At 45.6% G+C, this 22,857-nt stretch carries 2 protein-coding genes; both read right to left on the bottom strand.

Annotated features, from left to right (window positions below):
- Nucleotides 1–391: 391 nt before the first annotated feature.
- Nucleotides 392–1,378: a PorP/SprF family type IX secretion system membrane protein gene (locus tag U0033_RS01785; protein WP_245801884.1), complete on the bottom strand. Its 987-nt coding sequence runs from the start codon at nt 1,376–1,378 to the stop codon at nt 392–394.
- A complete protein-coding gene (locus U0033_RS01780) occupies nt 1,375–22,437 on the bottom strand; it encodes a tandem-95 repeat protein (protein ID WP_322518532.1) in 21,063 nt (7,020 codons plus the stop codon). Before U0033_RS01780 ends, U0033_RS01785 begins: the two co-directional genes overlap by 4 nt.
- Nucleotides 22,438–22,857: the final 420 nt, after the last annotated feature.

Raw genomic sequence — 22,857 nt, 5'->3', positions numbered from 1 at the left:
ATAGAAAATTTTCCAGGACACCCGGTTTTGTTCAAGATATGAATTGAAACACCCAATTCATTAATACAATCAACTAACCTGCAGCATAATTCAAACCGCTACTATAATCGTTTTCCTATGGGGGCGAAACGGTAAGGGCAGTTGTATGGTGTAATTATCTATTGTCAACGTAAGTTTCCCAGCTACTGATTTTTGAAGGTCTTCCAGCGCCTTTTGGCTTCCAATGCCTTGAATAATTATATTTGTTGGAGCCATCCCATCAGGATCAGTAAACTTTATTGGATTATCAAAAGCATAAGTATAGGGTGAAAAATGTCTCACTTTTTCTCCTCAAGGATCCACCACACCCCATCTACCAATCTGCGCATCATACATCCTCGCCCCATAATCTTTAGAAAAACTTCGGACATAAGATACCCAGTTTACGCAAATCTGCATGCTCCTTGTTTGTAGGAATGGTAAATCCAATAGAAATTTCATGCGATCCGCTGCTGTAGCTTTGCAAGGGGCCGATAGAAAAATCATACGCATAGCCTATACGGAGCGTGGGCATTGGGAAAATTTCAATGGCAGCGACGGCAGCATCCCTGGTGAGGAGCGTCTTTTGCAGGTAAGACTTATCGTACAGACTTACGCTGGTTCTGTAGGATCCTCCAATCCAGAGTTTTTCGGAGATGAGGAGGAAAGCATTGAAGTCGAAACTGGTAGGTCCTCCCCTGTCGTCTTTGAGTAAAAAAGATGGTTTGAGTGAAAGCTGTTCATTTAGTCTAAACATCGCGCCTGCAGTAATATAATAATGCGGGCGGGGAGTAGGAATGTAAACGTATTTCGACTTGCTGATATGTGGAGCTACGAGGTTGTCTACGGAGAAACCGGCATAGAACCTGTCATCAGCATAAAAGATCCCTGCCCTGGCATCTGGTACCGTAGTGGCAAGCGTGCCTTCCGGCATGTCTTCAGGATTGGTTGTGGTAAGGAGAGAGGTGTTCACGGCAAGGTTCACCAGCCCGCCGCTGATACCGAATGCGAGACGGGATGTACCATCTTCATTCATGCGTATGCGATAGGCGTAACTGGCGTAGAGGGATTGGTTGGTCTGGGCACCGAGTTTGTCGGCGACAGCCTGGATCCCCCAGCCTACGTTACCATCGTTGGCAATATTATCGGCAGAAACAGAGAAGCTCCGGGGAGCTCCTTCTATTCCGGTCCATTGGGCCCGATAGAACGCATGCAGGTATAATTCTTCTTTATAACCTGCATACGCCGGGTTGATGTAAATGCCGTTGAACATATATTGGCTGAACTGCGCTTCCTGTTGGGCAAATGTCGATTTGCCCAACACCATACATAGCAACAATATAAAACCTCTTTTCATCATTTGTTAAGTTTGCGTAGGATGGTTGTGAATCCTTTGAATACTTCCCATTCTGCACTGTCTTGCTTCTTCACGCGTAATAAATAATAATAGGTGCCTTCACTTAATCCGTCGCCGTTCCAGGTATTGGAATAGTTATGCTGGCGGTATACTTCGTTACCCCAACGGTTTACAATGATCAGTTCATTATCTGTGTATTTGTCGAGACCGACGATTTCGAATACGTCGTTCTTACCATCTCCGTTTGGCGTGAACAGGGTTGGTACTTTTATGTAGACAGCACCTATATGAATGGTCACGGTAGCGATGTTGGATACGTATCCGTCGGCATCAGTGATGGTATAAGTAAAGGTATCGTCTCCGATATATCCCTGATCAGGCGTGTATTCGAAGTTACCATTAACATCGAACGTGATGGTACCGTGTTGTACGGTGGTAACGGTGTTGATGGTTTGCAAGGTGGACGTTCCCAGATTATCATTATTTAAAGGATTGAAATTGATATGGGTATTCATCCTTGTATCGTATTCGTCATCATTGGCTTTTATTACGCCTGGAACAGTGATCGTTGTTGGTATATCATTGTTGGCGCTGGTACCGGAGATGTCGGCTACAGTTTTATGATCGGAGCTAGTACCACTTACGGAAGCGGTGTTGCTAACGGATCCGTTTTCTCTGTCGGTCTGCGTGATGGTGTAGGTGGTGGTTTGGGTCACCACTTCGCCTGGTTGCAGGGTGGTAGAGATGGTGGTGTTCAGGTTGACCATTGGATCGGCGAGGATGACATTAGTTAATGCGACGTCGCCGGTGTTGGTGGTTGTGAACGTGTAGGTGATGACGTTTCCTTTCAGTTCAGCGGTTTTTACCAGGGTAATGCCTGGGTGGGCGACTACCTGGGTGACGGTGATATTGATGGTCACGGTGGTGCTCAGGTGGCCGTCGCTGATGGTGATGGTGAAGCTGTCGTTGCCTACGTAATCCGTGTTTGGCTTGTAGGTGAAGGAGCCGTCCGGGTTTACGGAAGCATTGCCATGGGCAGCGCTGGATGCCTGGCTGTAGGTGAGTACATCACCGTCTGCATCGGAGCCTTTAATGGTGCCTGTGTAAGTGGTGTTTTTAGGGATGGTGATTGTCTGGTCGGTGCCGGCTGGGGCATCGTTTACAGGGGTCACGGTGAAGATCACGGTACCGGTATCACACTTGCCTGGTGTTCCACTATCACATACCTGGTACTTCAGGCTGTCGAGACCATTGTAGTTAGCTGCTGGTGTGTAGGTGTACAGGCCATTACCTTTCAGTGTAATAGTACCATGTAAAGGACTTATGATCACCGTAGCGGTCAGCGCATCGCCTTCAACATCGGTATCATTTGCCAGTACATTGAAGTCGGTTGGCGCATCCTCTGTTACGGTTACAGCATCATCTACAGCTATTGGTGCATCGTTTACAGGAGTAACTGTGAAGATTACTGTTCCTGTATTACACATGCTTGGTGTGCCATTATCACATACCTGGTATTTCAGACTATCCAAGCCATTGTAGTTAGCATTAGGGGTATACTTAAAGCTACCATCCGGGTTCGGAGATACCGTTCCATGCACTGGGCCAGTGATCACAGTTGCAGTAAGTGCATCTCCCTCAACATCGGTATCATTCGTTCTTACTTCAAAGCTAGTTGGAGTATCCTCTGTTACAGTTACCGCATCATCTACTGCTATTGGCGCATCATTCACAGGAGTGACTGTGAAGATCACAGTGCCTGTATCACACTTGCTTGATGTACCATTGTCATATACACGGTACTTGAGACTATCCAGACCATTGTAGTTAGCATTAGGTGTATACTTAAAGCTACCATCTGGGTTCTGAGACACGGTACCATTTACAGGACCAGTTATTACTGTAGCAGTTAATGCATCACCCTCTGCATCGGTATCATTCGTTCTTACTTCAAAGCTAGTTGGAGTATCCTCTACTACAGGTACCGCATCATCTACTGCTATTGGTGCATCATTTACAGGAGTGACTGTGAAGATCACAGTGCCAGTATCACACTTGCTCGGGGTACCATTGTCACATACCTGGTACTTCAGGCTATCCAAACCATTATAGTTAGCATTTGGAGTATACTTAAAGCTTCCGTCCGGGTTTTGAGACACGGTACCATTTACCGGACCAGTTATTACTGTAGCAGTTAATGCATCACCCTCTACATCGGTATCATTCGTTCTTACATCAAAGTCAGTTGGGGTATCCTCTGTTACGGTTACAGCATCATCTACAGCTATTGGTGCATCGTTTACTGGTGTAACTGTGAAGATCACAGTTCCTGTATTACACATGCTTGGTGTGCCATTATCACATACCTGGTACTTCAGGCTATCCAAACCATTATAGTTAGCATTTGGGGTATACTTAAAGCTTCCATCCGGGTTCGGAGACACAGTACCATTGACAGGACCAGTTATTACTGTAGCAGTTAATGCATCTCCCTCAACATCGGTATCATTTGCTCTTACATCAAAGTCGGTTGGAGTATCCTCTACCACTGTTACTGCATCATCTACAGCTACTGGTGCATCATTTACAGGTGTAACTGTGAAGATCACAGTTCCTGTATTACACATGCTTGGTGTACCATTATCACATACACGGTACTTCAGACTATCCAGACCATTATAGTTAGCATTTGGCGTATACTTAAAGCTTCCATCTGGGTTCTGAGATATTATACCATGCACCGGGCCACTGATCACATTAGCAGTCAATGCATCACCCTCTGCATCGGTATCATTCGTTCTTACATCAAAGTCGGTTGGAGTATCCTCTACCACTGTTACTGCATCATCTACTGCTACCGGTGCATCATTTACAGGTGTAACTTTGAAGATCACAGTGCCAGTATCACACTTGCTTGGGGTACCATTGTCACATACCTGGTACTTCAGGCTATCTAAACCATTATAGTTAGCATTTGGTGTATACCTAAAGCTACCATCCGGGTTCGGAACAACTGTTCCATTGACAGGACCAGCAATCACAGTTGCAGTCAGCGCATCACCCTCAACATCAGTATCATTCGTTCTTACTTCAAAGCTAGTTGGAGTATCCTCTACTACTGTTACCGCATCATCTACTGCTACCGGTGAATCGTTCACAGGAGTAACTGTGAAGATCACAGTGCCAGTATCACACTTGCTCGGGGTACCACTATCACATACCTGGTACTTCAGGCTATCCAGACCATTGTAATTTAATGCAGGTGTATAAGTGTAGCTACCGTCTGGTTTCTGAGATACTGTGCCATGTACCGGGCCCGTGATCACAGTCGCAGTCAGCGCATCGCCTTCTACATCGGTATCATTCGTTCTTACTTCAAAGTCAGTTGGAGTGTCCTCTGTTACAGTCACCGCATCATCTACTGCTACAGGTGCATCATTCACAGGAGTGACTGTGAAGATCACAGTGCCTGTATCACACTTGCTTGGGGTACCATTGTCACATACCTGGTACTTCAGGCTATCTAAACCATTGTAGTTAGCATTTGGGGTATACTTAAAGCTTCCATCCGGGTTCGGAACAACTGTTCCATTGACAGGACCAGCAATCACAGTAGCAGTCAGCGCATCACCCTCAACATCAGTATCATTCGTTCTTACTTCAAAGCTAGTTGGAGTATCCTCTACTACTGTTACTGCATCATCTACTGCTACCGGCGCATCATTTACAGGAGTAACTGTGAAGATCACAGTGCCTGTATCACACTTGCTTGGGGTGCCATTATCACATAACTGATACTTCAGACTGTCAAGGCCATTGTAATTTAATGCAGGTGTATAAGTGTAGCTACCGTCTGGTTTCTGAGATACTGTGCCATGTACCGGACCCGTGATCACAGTTGCAGTCAGCGCATCGCCTTCTACATCAGTATCATTCGTTCTTACTTCAAAGCTAGTTGGAGTATCCTCTACTACTGTTACCGCATCATCTACTGCTACCGGCGCATCGTTTACAGGAGTAACTGTGAAGATCACAGTGCCTGTATCACACTTGCTTGGGGTGCCATTATCACATACCTGGTACTTCAGACTGTCAAGGCCATTGTAATTTAATGCAGGTGTATAAGTGTAGCTACCGTCTGGTTTCTGAGATACGGTACCATGTGCCGGACCAGCAATCACAGTTGCAGTCAGTGCATCACCCTCTACATCGGTATCATTGGCTCTTACTTCAAAGCTAGTTGGAGTATCCTCTACTACTGTTACTGCATCATCTACTGCTACCGGCGCATCATTTACAGGAGTAACTGTGAAGATCACAGTGCCTGTATCACACTTGCTTGGGGTACCATTGTCACATACCTGGTACTTCAGGCTATCTAAACCATTATAGTTAGCATTTGGGGTATACTTAAAGCTTCCATCCGGGTTTGGAACAACTGTTCCATTGACAGGGCCAGCAATCACAGTTGCAGTCAGCGCATCGCCTTCTACATCAGTATCATTCGTTCTTACTTCAAAGCTAGTTGGAGTATCCTCTACTACTGTTACCGCATCATCTACTGCTAACGGCGCATCATTCACAGGAGTGACTGTGAAGATCACAGTGCCAGTATCACACTTGCTCGGGGTACCATTGTCACATACCTGGTACTTCAGACTGTCAAGGCCATTGTAATTTAATGCAGGCGTATAAGTGAAGCTACCGTCTGGTTTTTGAGATACTGTTCCATGTACCGGACCAGCAATCACAGTCGTAGTCAGCGCATCGCCTTCTACATCAGTATCATTCGTTCTTACTTCAAAGTCTGTTGGAGTATCCTCTACCACTGTTACTGCATCATCTACTGCTACCGGCGCATCGTTTACAGGAGTAACTGTGAAGATCACAGTGCCTGTATCACACTTGCTTGGGGTACCATTATCACATACACGGTACTTCAGGCTATCCAAGCCATTGTAATTTAATGCAGGTGTATAAGTGAAGCTTCCGTCTGGTTTTTGAGATACTGTTCCATGTACCGGACCAGCAATCACAGTTGCAGTCAGTGCATCGCCCTCAACATCGGTATCATTCGTTCTTACTTCAAAGCTAGTTGGAGTATCCTCTACTACTGTTACCGCATCATCTACTGCTACTGGTGCATCGTTCACCGGAGTAACTGTGAAGATCACAGTGCCCGTATCACACTTGCTCGGTGTACCATTATCACATACCTGATACTTCAGGCTATCCAAGCCATTGTAATTTAATGCAGGTGTATAAGTGAAGCTTCCATCCGGGTTCGGAACAACTGTTCCATTGACAGGGCCAGCAATCACAGTTGCAGTCAGTGCATCGCCTTCTACATCAGTATCATTCGTTCTTACTTCAAAGCTAGTTGGAGTATCCTCTATTACAGTTACTGCATCATCTACTGCTACCGGCGCATCGTTTACAGGAGTAACTGTAAAGATCACAGTGCCTGTATCACACTTGCTTGGGGTGCCATTATCACATACACGATACTTCAGACTGTCAAGGCCATTGTAATTTAATGCAGGTGTATAAGTGTAGCTACCATCCGGGTTCTGAGACACGGTACCATTGACAGGACCAGCAATCACAGTCGCAGTCAGCGCATCTCCTTCTACATCAGTATCATTCGTTCTTACTTCAAAGCTAGTTGGAGTATCCTCTACTACAGGTACCGCATCATCTACTGCTATTGGTGCATCGTTTACAGGAGTAACTGTAAAGATCACAGTGCCAGTATCACACTTGCTCGGTGTGCCATTATCACATACCTGATACTTCAGACTGTCAAGGCCATTGTAATTTAATGCAGGTGTATAAGTGTAGCTACCGTCTGGTTTCTGAGATACGGTACCATGTACCGGACCAGCAATCACAGTTGCAGTCAGTGCATCACCCTCAACATCGGTATCATTTGCTCTTACATCAAAGTCTGTTGGAGTATCCTCTACCACTGTTACCGCATCATCTACCGCTACTGGTGCATCATTCACAGGTGTAACCGTAAAGATAACTGTACCTGTATTACACATGCTCGGTGTACCATTATCACATACCTGGTACTTCAGGCTATCCAAACCATTATAGTTAGCATTAGGAGTATACTTAAAGCTTCCATCCGGGTTCTGAGATACCGTTCCATGCACTGGGCCAGTAATCACAGTTGCAGTCAGCGCATCTCCCTCAACATCGGTATCATTCGCTCTTACTTCAAAGTCAGTTGGGGTATCTTCTACCACGGTTACTATATCATCTACTGCTACTGGCGCATCATTCACAGGAGTAACTGTGAAGATCACAGTGCCAGTATCACACTTGCTTGGGGTACCATTATCACATACCTGGTACTTCAGACTGTCAAGGCCATTATAGTTAGCATTTGGGGTATACTTAAAGCTTCCATCCGGGTTCGGAGACACGATACCATTGACAGGGCCAGCAATCACAGTTGTAGCCAGCGCATCGCCTTCTACATCAGTATCATTCGTTCTTACTTCAAAGCTAGCTGGAGTATCCTCTACTACTGTTACTGCATCATCTACTGCTACAGGCGCATCATTCACAGGAGTGACTGTGAAGATTACTGTTGCTGTATCACACTTGCTTGGGGTGCCATTATCACATACCTGGTACTTCAGACTGTCAAGGCCATTGTAATTTAATGCAGGTGTATAAGTGTAGCTACCGTCTGGTTTCGGAACAACTGTTCCATTGACAGGACCAGCAATCACAGTCGCAATCAGTGCATCGCCCTCAACATCGGTATCATTCGTTCTTACTTCAAAGCTAGCTGGAGTATCCTCTGTTATTGTTACCGCATCATCTACTGCTACTGGGGCATCATTCACAGGAGTGACTGTGAAGATGACAGTACCCGTATCACACTTGCTTGGGGTGCCATTGTCACATACCTGGTACTTCAGGCTATCCAGACCATTGTAATTTAATGCAGGTGTATAAGTGAAGCTTCCATCCGGGTTCGGAACAACTGTTCCATTTACAGGACCAGCAATCACAGTTGCAATCAGTGCATCGCCCTCAACATCGGTATCATTCGTTCTTACTTCAAAGCTAGCTGGAGTATCCTCTGTTATTGTTACCGCATCATCTACTGCTACTGGGGCATCATTCACAGGAGTGACTGTGAAGATGACAGTACCCGTATCACACTTGCTTGGGGTACCATTGTCACATACCTGGTACTTCAGACTGTCAAGGCCATTGTAATTTAATGCAGGTGTATAAGTGAAGCTACCGTCTGGTTTCTGAGATACTGTGCCATGTACCGGACCCGTGATCACAGTTGCAGTCAGCGCATCGCCCTCAACATCGGTATCATTTGTCCTTACTTCAAAGTCTGTTGGGGTATCTTCTACCACGGTTACCGCATCATCTACCGCTACTGGCGCATCATTTACCGGTGTAACCGTAAAGATAACTGTACCTGTATTACACATGCTCGGTGTACTATTGTCACATACCTGGTACTTCAGGCTATCCAAGCCATTATAGTTAGCATTTGGGGTATACTTAAAGCTGCCATCCGGGTTCGGAACAACTGTTCCATTGACAGGGCCAGCAATCACAGTCGCAGCTAGCGCATCTCCCTCAACATCGGTATCATTCGCTCTTACATCAAAGTCAGTTTGGGTATCTTCTACCACAGTTACTGCATCATCTACTGCTACTGGCGCATCATTTACTGGTGTAACCATGAAGATCACAGTACCTGTATCACACATGCTCGGTGTACCATTATCACATACACGGTACTTCAGACTGTCAAGGCCATTGTAATTTAATGCAGGTGTATAAGTGAAGCTTCCATCCGGGTTTGGAACAACTGTTCCATTGACAGGACCAGCAATCACAGTCGCAGTCAGCGCATCGCCTTCTACATCGGTATCATTCGTTCTTACTTCAAAGCTAGTTGGAGTATCCTCTACTACAGGTACCGCATCATCTACTGCTATTGGCGCATCATTCACAGGAGTGACTGTGAAGATCACAGTGCCAGTATCACACTTGCTCGGGGTACCATTGTCACATACCTGGTACTTCAGGCTATCCAAACCATTATAGTTAGCATTTGGTGTATACTTAAAGCTGCCATCCGGGTTCGGAACAACTGTTCCATTGACAGGACCAGCAATCACAGTCGCAGTCAGTACATCACCTTCTACATCAGTATCATTTGCTTTTACATCAAAGCTAGTTGGAGTATCTTCTACTACTGTTACCGCATCATCTACTGCTATTGGTGCATCGTTTACAGGTGTAACTGTAAAGATCACAGTGCCAGTATCACACTTGCTTGGGGTACCATTGTCACATACCTGGTACTTCAGGCTATCTAAACCATTGTAATTTAATGCAGGTGTATAAGTGAAGCTTCCATCCGGGTTCGGAACAACTGTTCCATTGACAGGGCCAGCAATCACAGTCGCAGTCAGCGCATCGCCTTCTACATCGGTATCATTCGTTCTTACTTCAAAGCTAGTTGGAGTATCCTCTACTACAGGTACCGCATCATCTACTGCTATTGGCGCATCATTCACAGGAGTGACTGTGAAGATCACAGTGCCCGTATCACACTTGCTCGGGGTACCATTGTCACATACCTGGTACTTCAGGCTATCCAAACCATTATAGTTAGCATTTGGGGTATACTTAAAGCTGCCATCCGGGTTCGGAACAACTGTTCCATTTACAGGACCAGCAATCACAGTCGCAGTCAGCGCATCGCCTTCTACATCAGTATCATTCGTTCTTACTTCAAAGCTAGTTGGAGTATCCTCTACTACAGGTACCGCATCATCTACTGCTACCGGCGCATCGTTTACAGGAGTAACTGTAAAAATCACAGTGCCAGTATCACACTTGCTTGGGGTGCCATTATCACATACACGATACTTCAGACTGTCAAGGCCATTGTAATTTAATGCAGGTGTATAAGTGTAGCTACCATCCGGGTTCTGAGACACGGTACCATGTGCCGGACCAGCAATCACAGTCGCAGTCAGCGCATCTCCTTCTACATCAGTATCATTTGCTTTTACATCAAAGCTAGTTGGAGTATCTTCTACTACTGTTACCGCATCATCTACTGCTACTGGTGCATCGTTTACAGGAGTAACTGTAAAGATCACAGTGCCAGTGTCACACTTGCTTGGGGTACCATTGTCACATACCTGGTACTTCAGGCTATCTAAACCATTGTAATTTAATGCAGGTGTATAAGTGAAGCTTCCATCCGGGTTCGGAACAACTGTTCCATTGACAGGGCCAGCAATCACAGTTGCAGTCAGCGCATCGCCTTCTACATCAGTATCATTCGTTCTTACTTCAAAGCTAGTTGGAGTATCCTCTACTACTGTTACTGCATCATCTACTGCTACCGGCGCATCATTTACAGGAGTAACTGTGAAGATCACAGTGCCTGTATCACACTTGCTCGGGGTGCCATTATCACATACACGATACTTCAGACTGTCAAGGCCATTGTAATTTAATGCAGGTGTATAAGTGTAGCTACCATCCGGGTTCTGAGACACGGTACCATTGACAGGACCAGCAATCACAGTCGCAGTCAGCGCATCGCCTTCTACATCAGTATCATTCGTTCTTACTTCAAAGCTAGTTGGAGTATCCTCTACTACAGGTACCGCATCATCTACTGCTATTGGTGCATCGTTTACAGGTGTAACTGTAAAGATCACAGTGCCAGTATCACACTTGCTTGGGGTGCCATTATCACATACCTGGTACTTCAGACTGTCAAGGCCATTGTAATTTAATGCAGGTGTATAAGTGTAGCTTCCATCCGGGTTTGGAACAACTGTTCCATTGACAGGACCAGCAATCACAGTCGCAGTCAGCGCATCGCCTTCTACATCGGTATCATTCGTTCTTACTTCAAAGCTAGTTGGAGTATCCTCTACTACAGGTACCGCATCATCTACTGCTATTGGCGCATCATTCACAGGAGTGACTGTGAAGATCACAGTGCCAGTATCACACTTGCTCGGTGTACCATTGTCACATACCTGGTACTTCAGGCTATCCAAACCATTATAGTTAGCATTTGGTGTATACTTAAAGCTGCCATCCGGGTTCGGAACAACTGTTCCATTGACAGGACCAGCAATCACAGTCGCAGTCAGTACATCGCCTTCTACATCAGTATCATTTGCTTTTACATCAAAGCTAGTTGGAGTATCTTCTACTACTGTTACCGCATCATCTACTGCTACTGGTGCATCGTTTACAGGAGTAACTGTAAAGATCACAGTGCCAGTATCACACTTGCTCGGGGTACCATTGTCACATACCTGGTACTTCAGGCTATCCAGGCCATTGTAATTTAATGCAGGTGTATAAGTGAAGCTTCCATCCGGGTTCGGAACAACTGTTCCATTGACAGGGCCAGCAATCACAGTTGCAGTCAGCGCATCGCCTTCTACATCAGTATCATTCGTTCTTACTTCAAAGCTAGTTGGAGTATCCTCTACTACTGTTACTGCATCATCTACTGCTACCGGCGCATCATTTACAGGAGTAACTGTAAAGATCACAGTGCCAGTATCACACTTGCTTGGGGTCCCATTATCACATACACGGTACTTCAGACTGTCAAGGCCATTGTAATTTAATGCAGGTGTATAAGTGAAGCTTCCATCCGGGTTTGGAACAACTGTTCCATTGACAGGACCAGCAATCACAGTCGCAGTCAGCGCATCGCCTTCTACATCGGTATCATTCGTTCTTACTTCAAAGCTAGTTGGAGTATCCTCTACTACAGGTACCGCATCATCTACTGCTATTGGCGCATCATTCACAGGAGTGACTGTGAAGATCACAGTGCCAGTATCACACTTGCTCGGTGTACCATTGTCACATACCTGGTACTTCAGGCTATCCAAACCATTATAGTTAGCATTTGGTGTATACTTAAAGCTGCCATCCGGGTTCGGAACAACTGTTCCATTGACAGGACCAGCAATCACAGTCGCAGTCAGTACATCACCTTCTACATCAGTATCATTTGCTTTTACATCAAAGCTAGTTGGAGTATCTTCTACTACTGTTCCCGCATCATCTACTGCTACCGGCGCATCGTTTACAGGAGTAACTGTAAAGATCACAGTGCCAGTGTCACACTTGCTTGGGGTACCATTGTCACATACCTGGTACTTCAGGCTATCTAAACCATTGTAATTTAATGCAGGTGTATAAGTGAAGCTTCCATCCGGGTTCGGAACAACTGTTCCATTGACAGGGCCAGCAATCACAGTTGCAGTCAGCGCATCGCCTTCTACATCAGTATCATTCGTTCTTACTTCAAAGCTAGTTGGAGTATCCTCTACTACTGTTACTGCATCATCTACTGCTACCGGCGCATCATTTACAGGAGTAACTGTGAAGATCACAGTGCCTGTATCACACTTGCTCGGGGTGCCATTATCACATACACGATACTTCAGACTGTCAAGGCCATTGTAATTTAATGCAGGTGTATAAGTGTAGCTACCATCCGGGTTCTGAGACACGGTACCATTGACAGGACCAGCAATCACAGTCGCAGTCAGCGCATCGCCTTCTACATCAGTATCATTCGTTCTTACTTCAAAGCTAGTTGGAGTATCCTCTACTACTGTTACTGCATCATCTACTGCTACCGGCGCATCATTTACAGGAGTAACTGTGAAGATCACAGTGCCTGTATCACACTTGCTTGGGGTGCCATTATCACATAACTGATACTTCAGACTGTCAAGGCCATTGTAATTTAATGCAGGTGTATAAGTGAAGCTTCCATCCGGGTTCGGAACAACTGTTCCATTTACAGGACCAGCAATCACAGTTGCAATCAGTGCATCGCCCTCAACATCGGTATCATTCGTTCTTACTTCAAAGCTAGCTGGAGTATCCTCTGTTATTGTTACCGCATCATCTACTGCTACTGGGGCATCATTCACAGGAGTGACTGTGAAGATGACAGTACCCGTATCACACTTGCTTGGGGTGCCATTGTCACATACCTGGTACTTCAGGCTATCCAAGCCATTATAGTTAGCATTTGGGGTATACTTAAAGCTTCCATCCGGGTTCGGAACAACTGTTCCATTTACAGGACCAGCAATCACAGTTGCAGTCAGCACATCTCCCTCAACATCGGTATCATTCGTTCTTACTTCAAAGCTAGCTGGAGTATCCTCTGTTATTGTCACCGCATCATCTACTGCTACTGGCGCATCATTCACAGGAGTGACTGTGAAGATGACAGTACCCGTATCACACTTGCTTGGTGTACCATTGTCACATAGCTGGTACTTCAGGCTATCCAGGCCATTATAGTTAGCATTTGGTGTATACTTAAAGCTGCCATCAGGGTTCGGAACAACTGTTCCATTGACAGGGCCAGCAATCACAGTCGCAGCTAGCGCATCTCCCTCAACATCGGTATCATTCGCTCTTACATCAAAGTCAGTTTGGGTATCTTCTACCACAGTTACTGCATCATCTACTGCTACTGGCGCATCATTTACTGGTGTAACCATGAAGATCACAGTACCTGTATCACACATGCTCGGTGTACCATTATCACATACCTTATACTTCAGGCTATCCAAACCATTATAGTTAGCATTGGCCGTATACTTAAAGCTGCCATCCGGGTTCTGAGATACTGTACCATTTACCGGACCTGTAATCACCGTCGCAGTCAGCGCATCTCCCTCAACATCTGTATCATTCGCTCTTACTTCAAAGTCAGTTGGAGTGTCCTCTACCACAGTTACCGCATCATCTACTGCTACTGGTGCATCGTTCACCGGAGTAACTGTGAAGATCACAGTGCCAGTATCACACTTGCTCGGGGTACCATTGTCACATACCTGGTACTTCAGGCTATCTAAACCATTATAGTTAGCATTTGGGGTATACTTAAAGCTGCCATCCGGGTTCGGAACAACTGTTCCATTGACAGGACCAGCAATCACAGTCGCAGTCAGCGCATCGCCTTCTACATCGGTATCATTTGTTCTTACTTCGAAGCTAGTTGGAGTATCCTCTACTACTGTTACTGCATCATCTACTGCTACCGGCGCATCGTTTACAGGAGTAACTGTAAAGATCACAGTGCCAGTATCACACTTGCTTGGGGTACCATTATCACATACCTGGTACTTCAGGCTATCTAAACCATTGTAGTTAGCATTAGGCGTATATTTAAAGCTTCCATTCGGGTTCGGAACAACTGTTCCATTGACAGGACCAGCAATCACAGCCGCAGTCAGCGCATCGCCTTCTACATCGGTATCATTCGTTCTTACTTCAAAGCTAGTTGGAGTATCCTCTACTACAGGTACCGCATCTTCTACTGCTACAGGTGCATCATTCACAGGAGTAACTGTGAAGATCACAGTGCCTGTATTACACTTGCTTGGGTTACCATTGTCACATAACTGGTACTTCAGGCTATCCAGGCCATTGTAATTTAATGCAGGCGTATAAGTGAAGCTTCCGTCTGGGTTCTGAGATACGGTACCATGTGCCGGACCAACAATCACTGTTGCAGTCAGCACATCTCCCTCAACATCGGTATCATTCGTTCTTACTTCAAAGCTAGTTGGAGTATCCTCTACTACTGTTACTGCATCATCTACTGCTACAGGTGCATCGTTCACAGGAGTGACTGTGAAGATTACTGTTGCTGTATCACACTTGCTTGGGGTACCATTGTCACATACCTGGTACTTCAGGCTATCAGAGCCATTATAGTTAGCATTTGGGGTATACTTAAAGCTTCCATCAGAGTTCGGAACAACTGTTCCATTGACAGGACCAGCAATCACAGTCGCAGTCAGCGCATCGCCTTCTACATCAGTATCATTTGTTCTTACTTCAAAGCTAGTTGGAGTATCCTCTACTACTGTTACTGCATCATCTACTGCTACAGGTGCATCATTTACAGGAGTAACTGTGAAGATCACAGTGCCTGTATCACACTTGCTTGGTGTACCATTATCACATACCTGGTACTTCAGGCTATCCAGGCCATTGTAATTTAACGCAGGTGTATAAGTGAAGCTACCGTCTGGTTTCTGAGATACGGTACCATGTGCCGGACCAGCAATCACAGTTGCAGTCAGTGCATCACCCTCTACATCGGTATCATTGGCTCTTACTTCAAAGCTAGTTGGAGTATCCTCTACCACTGTTACTGCATCATCTACTGCTACTGGTGCATCATTTACAGGAATAACTGTAAAGATCACAGTGCCAGTATCACACTTGCTTGGGGAGCCATTATCACATACCTGGTACTTCAGACTGTCAAGGCCATTGTAATTTAATGCAGGTGTATAAGTGTAGCTACCGTCTGGTTTCTGAGATACGGTACCATGTGCCGGACCAGCAATCACAGCCGCAGTCAGCGCATCGCCTTCTACATCGGTATCATTCGTTCTTACTTCAAAGCTAGTTGGAGTATCCTCTGTTATTGTTACCGCATCATCTACTGCTACTGGGGCATCATTCACAGGAGTAACTGTGAAGATCACAGTGCCTGTATTACACTTGCTCGGGGTACCATTGTCACATACCTGGTACTTCAGGCTATCCAGGCCATTGTAATTTAATGCAGGTGTATAAGTGAAGCTTCCATCCGGGTTCGGAACAGCTGTTCCATTTACAGGACCAGCAATCACAGTCGCAGTCAGCGCATTGCCTTCTACATCAGTATCATTCGTTCTTACTTCAAAGCTAGTTGGAGTATCCTCTACTACTGTTACCGCATCATCTACTGCTACCGGCGCATCATTTACAGGAGTAACTGTGAAGATCACAGTGCCTGTATCACACTTGCTTGGGGTGCCATTATCACATAACTGATACTTCAGACTGTCAAGGCCATTGTAATTTAATGCAGGTGTATAAGTGTAGCTACCGTCTGGTTTCTGAGATACTGTACCATGTGCTGGACCAGCAATCACAGTTGCAATCAGTGCATCACCCTCAACATCGGTATCATTTGCTCTTACATCAAAGTCTGTTGGAGTATCCTCTACCACGGTTACTGCATCATCTACTGCTACCGGCGCATCGTTTACAGGAGTAACTGTAAAGATCACAGTGCCAGTATCACACTTGCTTGGGGTACCATTATCACATAACTGGTACTTCAGGCTATCTAAACCATTGTAGTTAGCATTAGGCGTATATTTAAAGCTTCCATCCGGGTTCGGAACAACTGTTCCATTGACAGGACCAGCAATCACAGCCGCAGTCAGCGCATCGCCTTCTACATCGGTATCATTCGTTCTTACTTCAAAGCTAGTTGGAGTATCCTCTACTACTGTTACCGCATCTTCTACTGCTACAGGTGCATCATTCACAGGAGTAACTGTGAAGATCACAGTGCCTGTATTACACTTGCTCGGGGTACCATTGTCACATACCTGGTACTTCAGGCTATCCAGGCCATTGTAATTTAATGCAGGTGTATAAGTGAAGCTTCCATCCGGGTTCGGAGACACGATACCATTTACAGGACCAGCAATCACAGTCGCAGTCAGCGCATTGCCTTCTACATCAGTATCATTCGTTCTTACTTCAAAGCTAGTTGGAGTATCCTCTACTACTGTTACCGCATCATCTACTGCTACCGGCGCATCATTTACAGGAGTAACTGTGAAGATCACAGTGCCTGTATCACACTTGCTTGGGGTGCCATTATCACATAACTGATACTTCAGACTGTCAAGGCCATTGTAATTTAATGCAGGTGTATAAGTGTAGCTACCGTCTGGTTTCTGAGATACTGTACCATGTGCTGGACCAGCAATCACAGTTGCAATCAGTGCATCACCCTCAACATCGGTATCATTTGCTCTTACATCAAAGTCTGTTGGAGTATCCTCTACCACGGTTACTGCATCATCTACTGCTACCGGCGCATCGTTTACAGGAGTAACTGTAAAGATCACAGTGCCAGTATCACACTTGCTTGGGGTACCATTATCACATAACTGATACTTCAGACTGTCAAGGCCATTGTAATTTAATGCAGGTGTATAAGTGAAGCTTCCATCCGGGTTCGGAACAACTGTTCCATTTACAGGACCAGCAATCACAGTTGCAATCAGTGCATCGCCCTCAACATCGGTATCATTCGTTCTTACTTCAAAGCTAGCTGGAGTATCCTCTGTTATTGTTACCGCATCATCTACTGCTACTGGGGCATCATTCACAGGAGTGACTGTGAAGATGACAGTACCCGTATCACACTTGCTTGGGGTGCCATTGTCACATACCTGGTACTTCAGGCTATCCAAGCCATTATAGTTAGCATTTGGGGTATACTTAAAGCTTCCATCCGGGTTCGGAGCAACTGTTCCATTTACAGGACCAGCAATCACAGTTGCAATCAGTGCATCGCCCTCAACATCGGTATCATTTGTTCTTACTTCAAAGCTAGTTGAAGTATCCTCTACTACTGTTACCGCATCATCTACTGCTACTGGCGCATCATTCACAGGAGTGACTGTGAAGATGACAGTGCCTGTATCACACTTGCTTGGGGTGCCATTATCACATACACGATACTTCAGACTGTCAAGGCCATTGTAATTTAATGCAGGTGTATAAGTGTAGCTACCGTCTGGGTTCTGAGATACGGTACCATGTGCCGGACCAGCAATCACAGTCGCAGTCAGCGCATCGCCTTCTACATCAGTATCATTCGTTCTTACTTCAAAGCTAGTTGGAGTATCCTCTACTACTGTTACCGCATCATCTACTGCTACCGGCGCATCGTTTACAGGAGTAACTGTGAAGATCACAGTGCCTGTATCACACTTGCTTGGGGTGCCATTATCACATACCTGATACTTCAGACTGTCAAGGCCATTGTAATTTAATGCAGGTGTATAAGTGTAGCTACCGTCTGGGTTCTGAGATACTGTGCCATGTACCGGACCCGTGATCACAGTTGCAGTCAGTGCATCACCTTCTACATCGGTATCATTCGTTCTTACATCAAAGCTAGTTGGAGTATCCTCTACCACAGTTACTGCATCATCTACTGCTACCGCCGCATCATTTACAGGAGTAACTGTGAAGATCACTGTGCCAGTATCACACTTGCTCGGTGTGCCATTATCACATACCTGGTACTTCAGACTATCCAGGCCATTGTAATTTAATGCAGGTGTATAAGTGTAGCTACCATCCGGGTTCGGAACAACTGTTCCATTGACAGGACCAGCAATCACAGTCGCAGTCAGCGCATCGCCTTCTACATCAGTATCATTTGTTCTTACTTCAAAGCTAGTTGGCGTATCCTCTACTACTGTTACCGCATCATCTACTGCTACAGGTGCATCATTCACCGGAGTAACTGTAAAGATAACAGTTCCCGTATCACACATAGAAGGCACTCCATTATCACACACCTTATACTTCATACTATCCAGGCCATTATAGTTCAGCGCCGGAGTATAAGTAAAGCTGCCGTTGGAATTCAATACAATGGTACCATGTACAGGAGCAACAAGCACCGTAGCTGACAGCGTATTCCCCTCCACATCCGTATCATTTGTCAACACATTCGCGCCAAACGGCGTATCCTCCACCACCGTATACGCATCATCCACCGCCACCGGTGCATCATTTACCGCCGTTATACCTAACACCACCGTCTTCGTATCCTGCTTCGCACCACCACTACCCGTATTCCCATTATCATTTATATTCACCGTCAATGTAACCGTTGCCGGCGGATTCTGAGATGAATTATAAGTAACCTTATTAGCTACCAAAAATGCATTGATGTCAGTTATCGTTCCATTCAGCACCAATGCACTGCCCGTACCACTCACCGTTACACCAGATCCGGATGCCGCACTCACATACCCATCCGGCACAGAAAACGTTACCATTACATTGCCAGTACCCGCATCCACATCTGAAAACGAAATATCTTTTAAAGAAGCCGGAACATCTTCCGTCACTGCTATACTCGTTGGCACACCAATCACAGGCGCATCATTCACCGCTGTGATCACAATCGTCATCTTCGCCGCCGCTGTGGAATAAGACGTGCCATCTGATGCCCGCCAGTCAAAACTAGTCGTACCATTCCAGTTCGCCGTCGGAATAAAAGTAATATTCGCCAGCTGAGATGCCAGGATCTCCTGCCCCGCTGTGATCACCACCCCGTTCAAACGGAAACTACCATTCAATGGCAAAGTAACTATACGAACCTTATTCAATGCCGTTCCATCCGCATCAGCATATTGCGCGGTAAAATCCGTAGTCGCAAATGCCAGCGTATTATCTTCCACGCCAGTGACCGTGCTATTTGACACGACTGGCAAATTATTCACGGTCGCCATCACCGTAAAACTATAATCCGCTCTGTCTGCATCTGCATCATTATTTAAAATGCGCACCACTGCCGCATACGTACCTACTGCATGTGATGCTGTATTGAAGGTGACTGTAAAGGTAGTATTACCACCCGCTGTTACAGAAGAGGCAGATGGCTGTGCACTCACCGTAAATCCAGGATCCCCGCTAATAGCCACCAGCGGCGTGCCCGTCAGGTTAATCACTCCCGTGCCCACGTTATTAATCACAAATGAATGTACCACCGTACCCGTCGTCACCGTACCAAAATCAGATCCATCCACCGTACTTACCGTAACACTATTATCATTGATCAAGGTTCCACTACCTGTTACATTGATCCGCGGATCTGTCGTGATCACAATCGTAGTCGTTGAAGCCGGCCCCGTTTCCGTACCATCATTCAGTGTCGTCGTAATGATACGATTCGCTGTTGCCGGCGCACTCTTTGCATTCCTGTATTCTATCAGTTTCAGGGCGGCAATGTAACCCGCCTGAGACGCTGCTCCTGTGAGTGTAATCGTAGCTGTACCATTGCCCGTAGCCGTTATACCAGCTGGCAAAACACCATTGATGAACAAACCTTCATTCCCCGCATCCAGCACATTCGTCAGCGTAATCACCGCCTTCGCCATATTATCTCCATCAACATCTACTATACCCAGATCCATATCCACAATCTTGGCCCCCCCACTTCCTGCATTGAAATAATTCAGGTAGTTATACTTGCCTGTTGCGCCTGAACTATTGTCCGCATCCAAATTAGCCTTCGGACAATTATTCACGTTCATCGTCTTCGTGATCAGGTTATTGTCGAAGTAACACTCCTTATAACCTGTATTCTGATTCGCCAGAGAAGATAAGATAAACGGTGTTCCCACTGCATGTCCAACCCCACCACTCACAAAACTACCATTGTCATTGATAATCATCGTCACATCGAAATCCAGGTTATCAAACGCACTCAGGTCCATGTTATAGGAAAACGTTTTACACTCTCCCTGCAGGATCGCCTGGTTAAAAGTACCCGTATATAATAAAATCGCTGCAGGATCCGATGTCGGATCCCCATGATAGATGGATATCGGCATTCCCGCACTGGCATTGCCTGCACCCGGGTTACACACCTCCACATTTGCCGTCACCAAATTACAGGATGCCCCTTTTGTAAATGAAATATCTGCCGCGTTAAAAGCAATGTCCGGCCTCGCACCATAATAATCCATGGATAACAGGATCTGGTAATCCGGATTCGCAAGACCTGTTTTATTGGTGACCGTCAGCGTTGTCTTATCGGCAGACAGTGTAAAGGACATATCATACCCATAACTCCCTTTGAAACCGACGGTGTTCGCATGGTTGCGTGCACTCGTACCTGTGAGGGGCAAACTCTTGAAAGCAAAGTTATCATCCCTCCTCGTCGCATTTTCCAAACCCACCTGCTGGTAAAAATACCCCGTTGCCGTACTAGTGGCCAAATCGATATAAGCATATGCTGCCAGTGAGTTTTCATTACTCTCCCGGTCAGTATTTACCGCATTACCTGTTTCATTCAGGTACATGGAAGTGGTACCCAAAGGAATATTGAATGTCTTAGACACACCACTGGAGGAACTCTGCCCTTTCGCGATGTATGCAAAATCAGAATTGAAAAACTCTGCACTCATCCCCTGCCCTACTCTCTTATAGAACTCTACTACATACGCATCGTCGAAATCCCTCGCATAGTTTACATCCCGTTTGATGACCAGATTAGTACCTGAAATATACATCTGCGGATTGTACACACCCACTGCACCGACTGTACCGAGTTTAGTGGAATAATCGCCCGTAATCGCTGCTGATGAAAGAAAACTCATGGTCGATGCGCTGGACAGATTATTGATCACATAAGTAGATCTCCTGTCCGTAGTACCACCATTCGCCAATGTTATAACGCCATCCGTCAATCCTGCATCCAGGTCAATGGTAAAGCGCATATTGGAATAACCTTCTTCTGTACCGGAAGCAGTATTTAAATCCGCACTACTGGAGTTCGTACCCTTACCCTGAATACTGATGATATTGGCACCTGCTGGAATGGGGATGACCAGATCTGTATAGGTTGTACCGGTACCGTGTAATAATGCTTTTACCTGGGGATCGAGTGGGGTCAGTGAATTGTTATAAGGAGAACAATACTCTACATAGTAGGAAGAATGCGTCGTTGTAATGCTTTCTGTAATGGTCAGGGTGCTACCGGATATCACAAATTTCACGTTGTTCAGGTCTGCCGGCAATGCGTCGCCGACCTTACTGGCCGCAGGGATAAAACTACCGAGGGCAACCTTCTGCCAACCATACACATTCGTACCCGAACCATCAACATTCGTATTCTTTGCCACATTCACATAGCCCGATGATGTTGCGGCCGAAATATCGATCACAGCACTGATATTAATAAAGTCCTCATCACCCTGCGGGTTATCGCTACCTGTAGCAATACCAGTTTCAGAAGAAACATACACATTGATCGAAGAAGTACCTGCCGGTATTGTAAACACAGGTGCAGCACCTCCAGGTGCCCTGTATTTAGCTTCCACTCCCAAAATGTCTGCCTTTTTTCCTCCGCTGGGGCTGCATGGGCTGGTAGGCATCTGACCAAACGTTATCAACGAACAAAGCAATAAGCCGAAGCTTAATAGAAATATATTCCTCATAAAGATAGAGATAGGCGCCCGTTACGAACAAGCGATAAAGAGTCAGGCACAGGGTACAACCAATTGTCACGTATCCAGAGGGAAACAGGGGGCATCAGGAGCACCAAACTTTGTAATTACATCCAAAGCTAATTTGTCAAAGGAATTTGACCTGAGTATCCATCATAGTTGCGGAAATCAATTATAAACTGGACCTACCCGCGGCAAAAGTATTACATTTTCAAGTTATATTAAAAATAATTTAAAATAAACAATTTATGAATATTCTTACCTGTAAAGGATGTTAAAACATATTGATTTTCATTAAACACTACTCAAGAATTTATTTCCCTTACGATAGGTGTCCTAAATACAAGG

Origin of the sequence: Chitinophaga sancti, assembly GCF_034424315.1 — a bacterium.
In the GTDB taxonomy this organism is placed as follows: Bacteria; Bacteroidota; Bacteroidia; order Chitinophagales; family Chitinophagaceae; genus Chitinophaga; species Chitinophaga sancti.
Note: the sequence above shows the minus strand (reverse complement) of the source record. Positions and strands in the feature narration are given on the sequence as shown.